The sequence below is a fragment of the Synechococcus sp. BDU 130192 genome, from assembly GCF_963876085.1.
Lineage (GTDB): Bacteria > Cyanobacteriota > Cyanobacteriia > Cyanobacteriales > MRBY01 > MRBY01.
Genome location: NZ_CAWNNO010000006.1, coordinates 1 through 15,331, shown reverse-complemented (window position 1 = coordinate 15,331; position 15,331 = coordinate 1). Strand labels below are relative to the sequence as shown.

Below are 15,331 nucleotides of genomic sequence, written 5' to 3'. Positions count from 1 at the left end.
CGCCTTTTTAATTGTCTTCATCTGTTATTTTCTGTTTTAAGAAAGCTTGAAAATTACGCATTGCCTCCATCTCATCCTCTACTGCCTCAGCGAGAAAACGATATAAATCTTCTTTCTGCACAATCGAGAATAATGGACTGGTTTCACATTCTTCATATTCGCCATTGTTTAGCGTGAATATGCGTAGAGTTTCGCCATTGTATCGCCAAAATTCAGGAACGCCCATGGCTGCATAAAGTTGATTTTTATTAATATTTGTGTTGGTGATATCCACTTCTATGATGAGATCGGGCGGCGGATCTTTGTCAAAATCAACATTACGTCCTGCAACCTGGGGCTGATTTTGAATGTAATAGGCACAGTCGGGCTCTGCTCCTTTCTTTACATCCTTACGATTTATGGTTGTTGAACCCATTGTCTTCATTTTTAATCCCATTTCAAGGACAAGGAGTCGAATAAAGAGTTCAATGAGTCGTAGGGCAAATTCGTGATCTTCTAAAGGCGCGGTGATTTCTAACGTTCCATTACAAAAGGAGAGGCGGAAATGGCGGTCTTGGGGTAATGCTTGAAAAATTTTGAGATAGTCATCCCAACTGAGGTTATGAAATGCGACCCGCTGTTCTCCCACTGGTTTAGGAATATCTGTTCTAATTGGTGTTGCGACCATGGTATTTCCTCTTCACAACAAAACCTAAATCTATCTTACTGAAGTGCATTGGTTTAGAGTGGCGATCGCCTTCCCTTTTGCCTGAGGCGATCGCCTTTTTTATTCCCGATTAATTGCTGGGTAATTGACTCATTTTTTCGAGGTCGAGAACTTGGGCCAGGGTCGCCTCATCCATTAAGCCCCGTTCGAGGACAATTTGCCGGAGGGTTTTGCCCGTTTGCAAGGATTCCTTGGCGACATCGGCAGCGTTGAGATAACCGATATGGGTATTGAGGGCTGTCACAAGGGACAGACTGCTTTCAGCATAATTGTGACAGCGTTGTTCGTTGGCGGTGATGCCTGCAATACATTTGTCGCTGAGGGCCTTGATGGTGTTGCCGAGAATTTCGATGCTGTGGATTAAATCATAGGCAATCAGAGGCATCATCACGTTAAGTTCCAATTGACCTGCTTGGGCGGCAAAGGCGATCGCCGTATCGTAGCCCATCACCTGAAAGCAAACCATAGAAGTCATTTCCGCCATGACGGGATTGTACTTACCGGGCATAATCGAGGAACCGGGTTGCACAGGGGGCAGTTGGATTTCCTTAAAGCCAGTGTTAGGGCCAGAATCCATCAGACGCAGATCGTGGGAAATTTTCACGAGATCCTGAGCAAGGTTACGCAACGCACCGGAAACATTGACGAAGGGCGACATACTTTGCATCGCTGCCATTAGGTGGGGGGCGGAGGTCAAAGGTTGCCCGATCAGTTCACTTAAAATTTCTGCCACGCGGAAACGATATTGGGGATGGGTGTTTAAACCTGTTCCGGAAGCACTACCGCCTAAACCTAAAACCGTTAAATCTTTGGCGGCGGTTTCGATGCGCCCCATGTGGGCGGTTAAAATTTCTGCCCAAGCGCGGAATCCTTCCCCAAGCCGGACGGGAACGGCATCCTGCATGTGGGTGCGGCCAGATTTGACGATGTGGGCAAATTCTTCTGCTTTATTATCCAAAGTGGCGATCGCCCCAGAGAGAGCTGGATATAAACAATGTTCGAGGGCTAATAACCCACCGATACGAATTGCCGTGGGAATCACATCATTGGTGGATTGCCCGTAGTTCACATGATCGTTGGGGCTAACGGTTTGGTAATCGCCCTTTTCGCCGCCGAGAAGTTCGAGGGCACGGTTCGCCAAGACTTCATTGACATTCATGTGGTGGGAGGTGCCAGCCCCGGCTTGGTACACATCGACGACGAATTGCTCTCGTAATGCCCCCTGCAACACTTCATCACAGGCTTTTACAATTGCCTCGGACATCTGGGCTTCAATACAACCGAGTTCCGCATTGGCGATCGCCGTCGCTTTTTTGATCAGAACGCAAGCATCGATATAGGTAGGGAGGGGTTTAATGCCGCTGATCGGAAAATTTTCCGTCGCCCTCAGGGTTTGGATGCCATAGTAGGCGTCGTGGGGGATTTGGCGATCGCCCATGGAATCTTTTTCAATGCGAAAATCTGCGCTCATATATTTTGACTGAATCGAGTTTGTATCCCCCTAGTTTAAAAGGATGGCACGAAATTCAGATCTTACAATAGAGCTAATCAATGCTCTGGAGGATAACCGATGGTTGCTTCGATGAAGAATGCCCGCCAGAAAGAGGCGATCGCCCCTTGGGTTCCGTCCCAGTGGGAAGCGTACCAACAACAGCGGAATTTGCCCACCGATGATCTTAATAAACAAAAGCTGTATTTTTATCAAAATTCATTATTAGTTGAAATAGGCGCAGAAGGAATTAATCACGCTTCAGTAAATAATCTATTTACTTTACTCATTGGTTTTTGGTTTGCGTTCAATTCAGAAAATACAGGACATTTAATGGGCGGCTGTCAACTGGAAAAAAGCTCAAAAAAAATTGCCGCTGCGCCTGACTTGGTTTTGTATCTTGGAAAAAATCATCCTGTGTGGAAACAAGGTGATCGCCGTTATTTAAACTTAGATGAATGGCGCGTGCCAGATTTAGTAGGTGAAATTTCTGACACGACAATTTTCCATGATTTAGACCGTAAAAAAGAAATTTACGCTGCGTTAGGTATCCCTGAATATTGGGTGATTGATATCCAGGCTCAACGGTTTTTTCTCTTAGTTTTAAATGGGGCTGGACGCTATGAATCCGTTGAAACATCTCAGGTTTTAAAGGACTTACCGAAAGCGTTATTGGAAGAAGCCCTAGAACGTGTTGCCTCAGACGGCAATGCCCAGGTGGCCCAGTGGTTTATGGGACAATTGCAAGTCGAACAGCCCCAATGATGTGGTTTTAGTTTTGGGAAATTGAAGGATTATTCGCTTTAATGGGGAATAATTGTTGTCAATCCAAAACTTTCTATGGCTAGCGTAACGTTCGAGCAAGTGACGAAGCGATTTGATGATTTTGTCGCCGTCAACAACCTCAACCTTGCCATCGAAGATGGTGAATTCTTAGTATTTGTGGGGCCGTCCGGCTGTGGGAAAACCACTTCTCTCCGGTTACTGGCGGGTCTGGAATCGATTACCGATGGGCAAATTTGCATTGGCGATCGCCGGGTCAATCACCTCTCCCCTAAAGATCGCGACATTGCGATGGTGTTCCAATCCTACGCCCTCTATCCCCACATGAGCGTCTATGAAAATATGGCGTTCAGTCTGCAATTGCAGGGAGTTAATCAAACCGAAATTAACAAGCGTGTCCAGAGTGCCGCCGCCCAATTAGGCATCGAAAGACTATTACAACGCAAACCCAAAGAACTTTCTGGGGGACAGCGGCAACGGGTCGCCGTGGGGCGGGCAATCGTCCGTAAACCCGCCGTCTTTCTGATGGATGAACCCCTTTCTAACCTTGATGCAAAATTGCGTGTCCAGGCCCGTAAAGAAATTAGTAAACTCCACCAAGACCTCAACACCACCTTTATCTACGTCACTCACGACCAAGTGGAAGCCATGACCATGGGCGATCGCATTGCCGTGATGAAGGATGGGATTTTGCAGCAGGTCGATAGTCCCGGCAATCTCTATAACAATCCCAATAATTTGTTTGTCGCTGGATTTATTGGCAGTCCCGCGATGAACTTTTTTGACGTCGAACAAACCACCAATGAAGGGGAACCCTGTCTCAAACTGGGGGAAAACTTAATTTCAATTCAAAAATATTTACCGCAATTTATAGTCGATGGTGGCGTGACGTTCAAGGATCGGCCCCTTACCCTAGGGATTCGTCCTGAAGATATTTATCATCCCCAATATTTACCCCCTGATATTCCCACTGTCGCTGTGCAAGCGACGATCAATATGATTGAAATGATGGGCAATGAACTCATTGTTTATCTCACAACGGCTGAACAAGGAGAATTCGTCGCGCGCTTTGACCCCCGTGCTACGGTTAAACAGGGAGAAACCCTTGATGTGTTATGGAATGTCCAACGCTTGTATCTTTTTGATCGCGAAATGGAAACCGTTATTGCATAAAATCATCTGCTATTTTTGGGGCGCTTAAACCCCATTCAAAATAAAACTTCTCTTTTAATTTATTTGCTGAATTCAACTTTTATGAATGTTTTTTTTACAAAAAAAATTTCCACTTAAGCTTACTTCCCTTGCACTTAGTTCCGCACTGGTTTTAACGAGCTGTGTTGGCGAACAAACAACCTCTGAAGACGATGCAGCAAGCGATACCAAACAAGTCACCGTTTTCGGAGTAATGATCGGGGAGCAACAGGAAAAAATTGAGGCGGCACTGGCTCCCTTTACCGAAGAAACAGGCATTGAAGTGGTTTACGAAGGCACAGATACCTTTGCGACGACCCTACCGATTCGGGTTGATTCTGGCAATCCGCCTGATCTAGCGATGTTTCCCCAACCGGGGCTGATGGCGGATTTCGCGCGGGAAGGTCGGTTGGTTCCCCTCACAGAATTTATGAGCCTTGAGGATTTGCAGGCGGCCTATGATGAGTCTTGGATTCAGCTCGGTAGTGTGGAAAATGTGCCCTATGGGGTGTGGTATCGGGCTTCGGTCAAAAGTTTAGTTTGGTACAACCCGCAGCAATTTGCGGCGAATGGCTACGAAATTCCCACCACTTGGGATGAAATGCTAGCTCTGAGCGATCGCCTTGTGTCTGAAGGCAAAACCCCCTGGTGTATTGGCATGGAAAGTGGCGATTCGACGGGTTGGGTCGGTACCGATTGGGTCGAAGAAATTATGCTACGCACCGCAGGCCCCAATGTCTATGACCAGTGGATCAACCACGAAATTCCCTTTAACGATCCGGCGGTGGAAAATGCGGTCAATATTTTCGGTGACATTGTTCGCAACGAAGATTATGTCTATGGTGGCGTAGTGAGTGCCTTAAGTACGCCTTTCGGAGATTCGATTCAAGGACTGTTTGGCGACGATCCCAACTGCTACCTACACAAGCAAGGGAACTTTATTGAAGCGTTTTTACCAACGGACATTAATCTCAGTGAGGATGTGGATGTGTTCCCACTGCCGCAGATTAATCCGGAGCAAGGTTTGCCGATCCTCGTTGCGGGGGATGTGTTCGCAATGTTTAATGACACCCCCGAAGCGCGCCAGTTGATGGAATATCTCGCCAGTAAAACGCCCCACGAGGTCGCCGCAGGACTAGGGGGTTATCTTTCGCCCCGGCAGGGCATTGATTTGGCCCTATATCCCACAGATTTGAGCCGCAAACAAGCAGAGATTTTGGGGAATGCGGAAGTGATCCGCTTTGATGCGTCGGATATGATGCCGGGTGCGGTGGGCACGGGCACGTTCTGGTCGGGCATGGTGGACTATGTCGGCGGCGCAGATGCCGAAACGGTTTTAACCAATATTGAAAATAGTTGGCCTGAGTAACATCCCTCTAAATCCCCCTTTGAAGGGGGACTTCGATTCCCCTGAATCCTTCTTTAACCGAGACTGTAAGTATTTCATGGAGGTCATGATGGAATTCTGGACGCGTCTACTGAACGTGGTCTTGGCGATCGCCATTGGTTGTGGCGGTGTGATTGGACTGTTTTATTTAGCGAATATTGCGATTAATGCCCTGCCGAAACCGTGGAATCGGCGACTATTGCCGTGGGTTTATATTTCTCCGGCATTATTATTGCTTTCTGCCTATTTGATTTTACCGACGGTGCAAACTTTTTATTTGAGTTTTCTAGATGGGCGATCGCAAAATTTTGTGGGGCTAAAAAACTATATTTTTGCCTTCACTGACCGGGCAATGTTAATTGCGTTTAAAAACAATTTGCTTTGGCTTGTTTTGGTTACAGGTGTCAGCGTCAGTTTGGGGTTAATTATTGCCGTACTGGTTGACAAAGTGCGCTATGAACCAATTATTAAATCCTTAATTTTCTTGCCGATGGCAATCTCCTTTGTGGGAGCGAGTGTCATCTGGAAATTTATGTACGCCTACAAACCCGCTGGGGATGATCAAATTGGTGTTTTAAATGCTCTGTTGGTGAATTTTGGCTTTGAACCCGTGGGCTGGATTGTCGAACAATCGGTAAATAATTTTGCTTTGATTGCAATTATGATCTGGCTTTACACGGGCTTTGCGATGGTGATTTTATCTTCAGCGGTTAAGGGTATTCCCGAAGAAGTGATCGAAGCGGCGCGGATTGATGGGGCGAATAGTTGGCAAATTTTTTGGCGAATTACAATTCCAATGATCCGTTCCACGATTCTCGTTGTCAGTACCACGATTATTATTTTGGTCTTGAAAGTATTTGATATTGTTTTTGTGATGACGGGGGGCAATTATGGCACAGAAGTGATTGCCAGTCGCATGATTAAAGAGATGTTTAATTATCGAAATTTTGGGCGTGGTAGTGCGATCGCCATCGTGCTTTTAATCTTAATTATTCCGGTAATGATCAGTAATATTCGACGGTTTAGAACACAGGAGAAATTACGCTAATGGCACAGCAAAAGCAAACTCAATTTTGGCAAAAAACACCGATTCATATTTCGTTATTGGCGATCGCTTTTATCTGGACATTGCCGTCGGTGGGGTTACTCATTAGCTCCTTTCGGCGACGGGATGCAATGCTGGAAACGGGCTGGTGGACAATTTTTCAACATCCCTTTGAACTAACCCAATATCACATTGGAAATTATGTGGATGTGTTGCAAGCGGAGGGCATGGGACAGGCATTTTTTAATAGCTTGACGATCGCCATTCCCGCGACGGTGATCCCGATTGCGATCGCCTGTTTTGCCGCCTATGCCTTTGCCTGGATGAAATTTCCGGGGCGGCAATTTTTATTTATCGTGGTGGTTTGTTTACTGGTTGTCCCGCTACAAACGACCCTGATTCCGATTCTGCGGGCCTATCGAGATTTCGGCTTGTCCAACAGTTTTCTGGGAGTGTGGCTCGCCCATGCGGGCTATGGCTTACCCTTGGGGATTTATCTTCTGCGGAATTATATCGGCGAACTACCAAAAGATTTAATCGAAGCGGCGGCGGTGGATGGCGCGTCCCACCTGAAGATTTTTACGAAATTAATCGTCCCCCTCTCGATGCCGGCGATCGCCTCCTTTGCGGTCTTCCAATTTCTTTGGGTTTGGAATGATTTGCTCATCGCCCTAGTTTATTTGGGCACCACCAATGACGTTGCCCCCGTCACAATCCAACTGAGTAATTTAGTCGGGTCACGGGGTCAAGACTGGCACCTACTCACTGCCGGAGCCTTTATCTCGATGATCGTTCCCCTCGGCGTTTTCTTCAGCCTACAACGCTATTTCGTACGGGGAATTTTAGCGGGTTCAGTGAAATCCTAGTCCTTTGTCCACACGGGATGTTGGAACAGCGCGAGGATTGTTTTTGCGCCCCGTAACTGGTTGGAGGTGGGCAGATGTCCCCTGGGTGCATCCAGATTCCAAATAAATGCTTTGGGATAACGCGCCCAGGTTCGCCCATCTCGCCAGGCAATTTTTTCCCAGAGGGCATTAAAGTCCTTACCGAGGGAATTCCATAATTTACGCTGCACCGAAAAGCCAAATTTCCCGCCAGAATAAACCTGCCACAGCTGATCGAGGGTGAGCAGATCCTCGTCGGGAAACCGCTCTACCTCCGTAAAGTAGAGCCATTTTCGTTTCATAGCAGATTCCCCTGCCAGTTCACACATTTTCTGGAGGGTTAAGATATCTGCTTCCAGAAACTCCTCTTCGATCAATTTGTCTTGAATAATCTGGTAATCAATCCCTCGCGCTGACTTGAGTTCAACGACCCCCTCCGGAAATTCTTGCTGCATAAACAATAAATTGTCAGCAGTTTGATTCTGGGTAAGCACTTGGCAAATTCTTCCCATGACAGGGGTTGCCGCCTGGCCCTCTTGCGCCATCAAAAATTCTCTCAAGCAAGCAAAACCAGCATCCCCTTGGTCAATCAGTTGGGGGATTTGTTCTAGCTGCTTTTTCGCCGATAATGCCGAAAATTCTTGCAGTAAATCGCTGGTTGCCTCCATGTAAACTGTGTCTCCCCAATGTGTTGCGTCAAAAAATTGTGATGGATGTAGTGCGTGGGCGATCCCGTCAAAATCTACTATTGAGTCAAGCAGAGCGATAAAGCTTTACCCAGTGGGACGGAAATCACCATCAAACCAGACTATCACAGGACACAGTAGGAAATATTGACTCTTGTTGAAGAATCTTTTGGATAATGCCACTGGTGGAGGTCGGAATTTCAATCTGGATCAGCTCAATTTTGCCGCCGTAGGCCTTGACGGTAGGCGCTTCTGGGAGTGTTTCTGGCGTGTAATCACCCCCCTTAACATAAATATCCGGTTGTAGGGCAGCGATGGTTTGGGTGGCGGTGGGTTCATCAAATAACACGACGGCATCCACAACAGCGAGAGCGGTCAAAAGTTCAGCGCGTTGGGCTTCGGGGATGATGGGACGATCGGGTAAATGGTCGGGTTGGGGTTTAATCTTTGTGACCGAGCGATCGCCATTTAAGCCAATCACCAAAGTTTTGCCCAGTTGTTTCGCAGCGGTTAGATAACGGACATGGCCCACGTGGAGCAGATCAAAACAGCCATTGGTAAACACAAGGGGACGCCAGCGGTCTGGATCAGTGGCGATCGCCCGCTGCAACACCGCCAACTCATAAACCTGTCCCATTAGTTGTCCTCAGAATGATTTGCTGGTTTTTCATAGCCATTTTCATAGGCAAACCGCACCAATTGAGACCGATTTTCAAGGTTTAATTTATTCAAAATACTACTGAGGTGCGTCTGGACAGTGCGCGGACTGACATAAAGATGCTCACTGATTTGCTTATTAGTCCAACCTTGAACCGCCTCCCAAAAAACACGCATCTCGGCGGGGGTTAACGGGAGTGGTTCTGGGGCTTGCTTCATCTGCTCAACGTTAGCCTGGGCAGCGAGCCGTTGCATTTCTGCGCGAATATTCTCTATTCTGGCTAGCTGGCGCTCAACCTTTGCGAGTAATTCCTTCATTTCAAAGGGTTTGGCGATATAGTCGTCGGCCCCTGAAAAATGACCCTCAACGCGCGCCTCCACATCAGTCTGACTCGACAAAAATAGAAAAGGAATCAACTGTCCTGTCGGTTGAGAACGAATATACCGGCAGAATTCAAAACCATCCATTTCTGGCATACGCACATCAGAAACGATTAGATCCGGTTGAAATTCCAGCCAAATATCGAGTCCCTGCTTTCCAGACAGAACGACCGCGACGAGATATCCAGCTTGCGTGAGTAAATTTTCCAGGATCTTTTGCAAGATAGGATCATCATCGATCACAAGAATTCGTTTCATGTCATTGCACCAACTGAAAATAAAGATTTACGGGTTAATCTACAGACTACAGACATTTCGGAAAGCTCTTCTCCACCCAAAAAACGTGGTTAGATCAAGGGTATTACAGATAAGAGCGATACGAGTGGTTATTTTGTAACCAATCTACAGATTTATTTACAATTTTTTGTAAACTATGGGGAGTGTCAATCGCTTCTCAGTTCAATTTTGCGCCCCAGGGACGCCAGGAGGTCAGCGCCAGTTATGAAAATTAGGCTCAAGCCAGAAGAATATTTATTGTGGGGTCATGGGTTGGCCATGGCCTTTGGTTTAGCGGGCTTACTGCTTGTTTTACCAAATGCCGACTTCATTGCCAGCTTGCCCGATTTTGGCCAGGTTGCTTTTCGTCTCTCGATGGCCAATGGTGGTGTGATGTACATGCTCCTGGGGATGGCTGCGGTCACTGTCTATGCCTATCGCCTGCTGGGGAAAAAATATTTATTGTCTTTTCTCATTCCCGCGCTAGCAGTGTCGGTATCAGCGGAACTAATGGGCACCAGTACGGGGTTTCCGTTTGGGGCTTATCACTACACCAGCGGTTTGGGCTATAAGATTGCGGGGTTAGTCCCGTTTACCATTCCCCTATCCTGGTTCTATCTGGGCTTTAGTAGTTTTCTGATCGCGCGGGTGGGTCTGCAGAAATATAACTTACCCCGGTGGATTTATTCTTTAGCGGCGATCGCCCTTGGCGCTTTGCTGCTCACCTCTTGGGATTTTGTTCTAGATCCGGGGATGAGCCAGACCGCTGTACCTTTCTGGGAATGGGAAGTGGTTGGGCCATTTTTCGGGATGCCCTACGAAAATTTCTCCGGTTGGTTTGGAACCGGTTGTGTGTTTATGGGCATTGCCAGTCTGTTTTGGGGCAAAGAACCCCTTGATCTGTCCCGGGAACAGTTGATGTTGCCCTTCGCCATGTATCTTTTGAATTTTGGCTTTGCGACGATGATGAGCATTGGTGGCGGCATTTATCCACCGATTTTGTTGGGAATCCTGCTGGGCTTGGCACCAGTTACTGTGTTGTACTTCAGTATCCCCAAAGCAAGCCAAGCAACGACGACGCTGCCGATGGTGGATGCCACGACTGAGAAAATGCCCGTGGGCGCCGGTCGTTAACTATTTTTTTCGTATTGCCCCCATCCTCTAAAATTGGGGGTTTTTTGTGTTTATTTTTAGCTGGAAATTACTTGAGTTATGGATTTTTCCCCGGTATGGATCGGTGGTCTTTGTTTGTTTGGCTTGCTCATTCAGGGTAGTGGGGCTTTAGTTGTCTTATCGCGGTTAATGAAGGGGGCCGTGCGGCGATCACCTTTGACTCCCCAAGCTTCAAATTCTGATAATTTAGCCGCTGTCACAGTGGTGGTGCCGAGCCTCAACGAAGTAGAACGGATTCAACCCTGCCTGGATGGGCTAAGTCAGCAAAGCTATGAAGTGCGAGAAATCCTCGTCGTTGATAGTAATTCCACCGATGGCACCAGGGAAAAAGTTTTAGCCAAAGCTGCAACGGACCCCCGGTTTCGCTTACTAACGGATGATCCACTACCCCAAGGTTGGGTGGGCCGTCCCTGGGCGTTAAATTGGGGCTTTGAGCATAGTTCCCCAGACAGTGAGTGGATTTTGGGAGTCGATGCCGATACCCAACCGCAGCGAGGCATGATCGCCAGTGTTCTCCAGGCTGCTGAAGAGGAGGGGTTTGATTTGGTTTCCTTGTCGCCCCAGTTTATTTTGCGATCGCTGGGGGAGTGGTGGTTACAGCCAGCACTATTGATGACCTTGCTGTTTCGCTTTGATGTGGCGGGGATTCGCCAACCAGATCAAGACAGTGTGATGGCCAATGGGCAATGTTTTCTCTGTCGGCGCGAGGTTTTAGAAAAAGTAGGGGGCTACCGCTCGGCGGCGGGATCTTTTTGTGATGATGTGACCCTAGCGCGCAATATTGCCAAGGCTGGGTATAAGGTGGGCTTCTTGGATGGGGCGAAAATTATTAAAGTCAGAATGTACGAAGGGATGCGGGAAACCTGGGATGAGTGGGGGCGATCGCTCGATCTAAAAGATGCCACCTCCCGGACAGAACTCTGGGGGCAACTGTGGCTGCTGACCATGGTGCAAGGCCTACCGATTCCCTTAACGATGCTGCTGTTTGGGGGCATCGAAGAAGGTTTAAGCAACCCCTTTTTGTCTGGTTGGTTGGGCTTAAATGTCTTTTTGCTCCTGGTGCGCTTTGGGATGCTGTTGGCCATTTCCGGCTCCTATGATCGCCAATTTAGCGTCGGTAAAAGTGCATGGTTATTTTGGTTATCTCCCTTTGCCGATCCCTTTGCGGTGGCACGGATTTTCCTCTCAGCCCGACAAAAACCCAAGGCCTGGCGGGGGCGCGTGTACAGCTAAAAACGGTATGATATCCCTGTTTTGTTCTTGGCAATAGGTGAAAAAATGGCGATCGCATTACCGAAAAAAATCATGTTGTTGGGCTCTGGGGAACTGGGTAAAGAAGTGGCGATCGCCGCCCAACGTTTAGGCAATACCGTGATCGCTGTGGATCGCTATGACAACGCCCCGGCAATGCAGGTGGCCGACCAACGGGAAGTCATCTCGATGCTTGATGGGGTAGCCCTCGAAGCGGCGATCAAAAAACATCAACCGGATCTGATCGTGCCGGAAGTAGAAGCCATCCGCACCGAAAAACTCATCGAATTAGAACAGCAAGGCTACACTGTCATTCCCACCGCCGCCGCCACTAACTTCACCATGAACCGCGATCGCATCCGGGATCTTGCCAGCGAAAAATTAGGCCTGCGCACTGCCAAATATGCCTATGCCACCAACCTCGCAGAACTCAAAACCGTCGCCCAGGACATCGGCTTTCCCAACGTGATCAAGCCCGTAATGTCCTCCTCTGGTAAAGGGCAATCCGTGGTACAAACTGCCGACGAATTAGAAACGGCCTGGAATTACGCCATTGAGGGGGCCAGGGGTGACACCGCCAAAATTATCATCGAAGAATTCATCGATTTCGAGGTAGAAATCACCCTCCTCACCATCCGCCAATGGGCAGGAGAAACGCTCTTTTGTCCGGCGATCGCCCACCGCCAAGAGCGGGGTGACTACCAAGAATCCTGGCAGCCCGTTGGTTTAACCGCAGCCCAAGTAAAAGATGCCCAGGACATTGCCCGGAAAGTTACCGATAAACTCGGTGGCGCTGGCATTTTTGGGGTCGAGTTTTTTATCACCAAAGACGAAGTGATTTTTTCGGAATTATCTCCCCGGCCCCACGATACGGGCATGGTGACGCTCATTTCCCAAAACCTGAATGAATTTGAACTCCATCTCCGGGCAATCTTGGGTCTACCTATTCCCACCATTGAATTACTGAGTCCAGCGGCCAGTGCGGTGATTTTAGCTGAGAAAAATAGCGATCAAATTATTTTTACTGGCGTTGCGGCAGCCTTGGCCATCCCAGACACAGACCTCCGTTTATTTGGTAAGCCTGATTCTCGTCCCTACCGTCGCATGGGGGTTGCCCTCGCCAAGGGGAAAGATGCTACCGAAGCCCGCCAAAAGGCAACGACGGCAGCAGCCACAATTAAGATCGTTGAATCGCTTTAATTAACTGTGGTTTGACCGGGGAGATTATTTGCGAGGGTGAGCCAGTCGCGGCCCAGTTGAATCGTAATGTCGGAATTTAATACTCCGGTACTTTCCACCCGAACTTCCCCAAATCCTAGGTTTGCGCGAATTTCGGAAGCCGCTAGATCATCTCCTTTTTGGGCGACGATGCGCGTGTTTTCCAACGGTTCTGACCAGTCCTGGGCGATACTAACCCGACTGTAACCCGCTTCGTTTAAACGCTGGAGGAGCGATCGCACAGCTTGGGAATTCCCGGTACTGTCTTGGATTGCAATGCGCACATCCTCAGGGGAGAGAAAATCTAAATTGCTGGCGTAATCGGTCTGGATGTCAAAATGCTGGGCCATCACCCGACTAATGCGGCTGCGGTGGGGTAACCAATAGCTTGTGCTGCCGTTTCTGCCGTCGCCGCTAAATTCCCCTGGGAGCATCACCATCTGAATATTACTGCGCTCGATCTGAGAACCAAAGCCAGCGAGGGCAATCAGTTCTTGCACGCTCATGTTCGTATCAATATGGGATTGAATAATCGACATGACCTGGGGAAATTTCACCAAGTTACTGGGAGTTAAACCTTGCTCTAGAACGGCACGGATTAGGGTCTGTTGGCGCTGAACACGGCCAATATCGCCATATTCGTCATAGCGGAACCGCAAAAATTGGAGGGCTTCGTCGCCATTAAGGTGCTGTTCTCCTTCCTTGAGGTTGATGTAGAGACGCTGGCTATCGTCCTGGTATTTCATGTCCTTCGGGACGTAGACTGTGACCCCACCGAGGGCATCAATGAGTTTGCCAATGCCCTGGACATTGACGCGGATGTAGCGGTCAATTTCGACGCCACCCAGAAGATCCCCAACGGTTTTGGCGGAAAGGACTGCACCACCGTAGGCATTGGCATGGTTAATTTTCGAGAGACCATAGCCTTCGATGTTGGCCTGGGTGTCCCGGGGAATGGAGAGGATAGAGATTTGTTTGTCGGCGGGGTCAAAGCGCAATAGCAACATCGTATCGGCCAGCCCTTCAAAGGAATTCACGAGGGCGTGGTAACCGAGGTCTTCATTGGTGCCATCATCCACTTCGGAGGTGAGCACTTTTGTCCCCAACAGCAGAATATTTACGGGGCGCGTCAGTTCTGGTAAACGGAGGGATTGTTTGGCGATCGCCTCATCCTGGGAGAAGACGCTGAGTTCTTCCGGGGCGAGGGGCGTTTGGCGCAGGGGGGTTGAGGAGAGGGACACCGCCAGTAAAGCACCCGCCGTAGCAGACACAATCGAAACGCCCGTCAATCCACACCAAATCATTAACCAGTGCCAGGTCGAAAGAGGCCGCCGTTTTTTCGACGACGACTTCTGAAAAGGGTTAGCTTTAGCGTTTTTTTGTTTTTGGGTTGCTTTGGCCGATAGACGTTGATTTGCTAGGGACGATTTTGTTGCAGGCACAGGTTTCCTCACACCGGAAAGACCACACTAAAAATTGCGGGACGAAATACTTTGATAGCTATGCTAAACCAGAGGTTCCACTTTTGGTGAGTTTTACTTCAGAAAATATTCCTCGAAATTGTCGGCCATCTGATCAGTGCTTGTTGGGGGTGTTTTAGCGGATTTTTGCCAAACACGTACCATCAAAACAAAGCAACCGAGAAAATATCCAGACGTCAGCAGGGCATTGAGATACATCATCCGAAACCCGCCAATTCCCGCCAGATGGTCACTCCCCCAGCCTAACCCCAGGTAGAGGCTTAGCCAGCTCAGCATTAGCATAATCGCCTGGCGACTAATCTGTTGTTCACGGCGATCGCCTTTGGATCCATAGAGCTGCCATAATGCCGGAAAAAAACCCAGAATCGGCACCAAATAGAGGTAAAGACGTAATTGTCGTAGACGATTCTCACCAAGGCGATCGCCAGATTCAGCCATAGATCTCGACTCCGCAGGGACTACATTTATCCTAGCTTAAGTTCTTAATGCTCCAGCTTTCCTCAGCGGGACAGCACCGGATTTAACAACGCCGTTGGCCATCGGGCATGATCGCCCCCTGCAAATTGACCCGTCCCAAAGCAACCCCTTCTAGGTCAGCATTTTCTAAGTTGCAACCCTGGAGATTTGCCCCCTGGAGCAGACAACCCCGCAGATTTGCCCCCACCAAAGACGCCCCGGTCAGATCACTATGGCTGAGATCTGCCCCCCGGAGATTGACCCCTT

17 protein-coding genes are annotated in these 15,331 nt (G+C 48.6%); 9 read left to right on the top strand and 8 right to left on the bottom strand.

Going from position 1 to position 15,331, the window contains the following annotated elements; all coding sequences use genetic code 11:
• Positions 1-7 precede the first annotated feature (7 nt).
• On the bottom strand, positions 8-667 hold the full coding sequence (locus tag AACT35_RS02470) for a Uma2 family endonuclease (RefSeq protein ID WP_099238741.1): 660 nt from the start codon (positions 665-667) through the stop codon (positions 8-10).
• On the opposite strand from AACT35_RS02470, the gene AACT35_RS02465 reads away from it, so the two are divergent.
• On the top strand, positions 658-780 hold the full coding sequence (locus AACT35_RS02465; RefSeq protein WP_255346743.1) for a hypothetical protein: 123 nt from the start codon (positions 658-660) through the stop codon (positions 778-780). The genes AACT35_RS02470 and AACT35_RS02465 overlap by 10 nt on opposite strands.
• Here the strand turns inward: AACT35_RS02465 and AACT35_RS02460 are convergent.
• A complete protein-coding gene (locus tag AACT35_RS02460; RefSeq protein ID WP_012307650.1) occupies positions 777-2,177 on the bottom strand; it encodes an aspartate ammonia-lyase in 1,401 nt (466 codons plus the stop codon). The two genes, AACT35_RS02465 and AACT35_RS02460, sit on opposite strands and share 4 nt — an antisense overlap.
• Positions 2,178-2,276: 99 nt before the next feature.
• Here AACT35_RS02460 and AACT35_RS02455 point away from each other — a divergent pair, with 99 nt between their 5' ends.
• The 5 genes from AACT35_RS02455 to AACT35_RS02435 all read left to right on the top strand — a co-directional run bounded on the left by AACT35_RS02455 (position 2,277) and on the right by AACT35_RS02435 (position 7,467).
• Positions 2,277-2,960 (top strand): Uma2 family endonuclease, encoded by a 684-nt coding sequence (locus tag AACT35_RS02455; RefSeq protein WP_099238739.1) that lies wholly within the window; start codon positions 2,277-2,279, stop codon positions 2,958-2,960.
• A gap of 75 nt (positions 2,961-3,035) precedes the next feature.
• On the top strand, positions 3,036-4,151 hold the full coding sequence (locus AACT35_RS02450) for an ABC transporter ATP-binding protein (RefSeq protein WP_099238737.1): 1,116 nt from the start codon (positions 3,036-3,038) through the stop codon (positions 4,149-4,151).
• A gap of 232 nt (positions 4,152-4,383) precedes the next feature.
• On the top strand, positions 4,384-5,538 hold the full coding sequence (locus AACT35_RS02445; protein WP_254047984.1) for an ABC transporter substrate-binding protein: 1,155 nt from the start codon (positions 4,384-4,386) through the stop codon (positions 5,536-5,538).
• Between the two features lie 85 nt (positions 5,539-5,623).
• Entirely contained in the window at positions 5,624-6,604 is a 981-nt protein-coding gene (locus AACT35_RS02440) for a carbohydrate ABC transporter permease (protein ID WP_339374582.1), read from the top strand.
• Positions 6,604-7,467: a carbohydrate ABC transporter permease gene (locus AACT35_RS02435; RefSeq protein ID WP_099238731.1), complete on the top strand. Its 864-nt coding sequence runs from the start codon at positions 6,604-6,606 to the stop codon at positions 7,465-7,467. Before AACT35_RS02440 ends, AACT35_RS02435 begins: the two co-directional genes overlap by 1 nt.
• Here AACT35_RS02435 and AACT35_RS02430 read toward each other — a convergent pair.
• The 3 genes from AACT35_RS02430 to AACT35_RS02420 form a co-directional block, all read right to left on the bottom strand.
• Positions 7,464-8,153, bottom strand: a complete 690-nt coding sequence (locus AACT35_RS02430; protein ID WP_099238729.1) for a GUN4 domain-containing protein — start codon at positions 8,151-8,153, stop codon at positions 7,464-7,466. The two genes, AACT35_RS02435 and AACT35_RS02430, sit on opposite strands and share 4 nt — an antisense overlap.
• Before the next feature lie 130 nt (positions 8,154-8,283).
• Positions 8,284-8,808, bottom strand: a complete 525-nt coding sequence (locus tag AACT35_RS02425; RefSeq protein ID WP_030006697.1) for an adenylyltransferase/cytidyltransferase family protein — start codon at positions 8,806-8,808, stop codon at positions 8,284-8,286.
• Complete coding sequence (locus tag AACT35_RS02420; protein ID WP_099238727.1) at positions 8,808-9,467, bottom strand: response regulator transcription factor; 660 nt, start codon at positions 9,465-9,467, stop codon at positions 8,808-8,810. The genes AACT35_RS02425 and AACT35_RS02420 overlap by 1 nt, the downstream gene beginning before the upstream one ends.
• A gap of 243 nt (positions 9,468-9,710) precedes the next feature.
• Between AACT35_RS02420 and cruF the strand changes: the two genes are divergently transcribed.
• The 3 genes from cruF (at position 9,711) to purT (ending at position 13,109) form a co-directional block, all read left to right on the top strand.
• A complete protein-coding gene (cruF, locus tag AACT35_RS02415; RefSeq protein WP_099238725.1) occupies positions 9,711-10,619 on the top strand; it encodes a gamma-carotene 1'-hydroxylase CruF in 909 nt (302 codons plus the stop codon).
• A gap of 78 nt (positions 10,620-10,697) precedes the next feature.
• Positions 10,698-11,891 carry a 2'-O-glycosyltransferase CruG gene (cruG, locus tag AACT35_RS02410; RefSeq protein WP_099238723.1) on the top strand — a complete coding sequence of 398 codons (1,194 nt, stop codon included), beginning with the start codon at positions 10,698-10,700 and terminating at the stop codon, positions 11,889-11,891.
• Positions 11,892-11,936: 45 nt separating this feature from the next.
• Entirely contained in the window at positions 11,937-13,109 is a 1,173-nt protein-coding gene (purT, locus tag AACT35_RS02405; RefSeq protein WP_099238721.1) for a formate-dependent phosphoribosylglycinamide formyltransferase, read from the top strand.
• Here the strand turns inward: purT and AACT35_RS02400 are convergent.
• The 3 genes from AACT35_RS02400 to AACT35_RS02390 form a co-directional block, all read right to left on the bottom strand.
• A complete protein-coding gene (locus AACT35_RS02400) occupies positions 13,106-14,398 on the bottom strand; it encodes an LCP family protein (RefSeq protein ID WP_254047982.1) in 1,293 nt (430 codons plus the stop codon). The genes purT and AACT35_RS02400 overlap by 4 nt on opposite strands.
• Positions 14,399-14,662: 264 nt before the next feature.
• Positions 14,663-15,046, bottom strand: coding sequence for a hypothetical protein (locus tag AACT35_RS02395; RefSeq protein ID WP_099238717.1), 384 nt, complete (start codon positions 15,044-15,046; stop codon positions 14,663-14,665).
• 82 nt (positions 15,047-15,128) lie between these two features.
• On the bottom strand, positions 15,129-15,331 hold a 203-nt coding region (locus tag AACT35_RS02390), incomplete at its 5' end, for a pentapeptide repeat-containing protein (protein ID WP_143596767.1).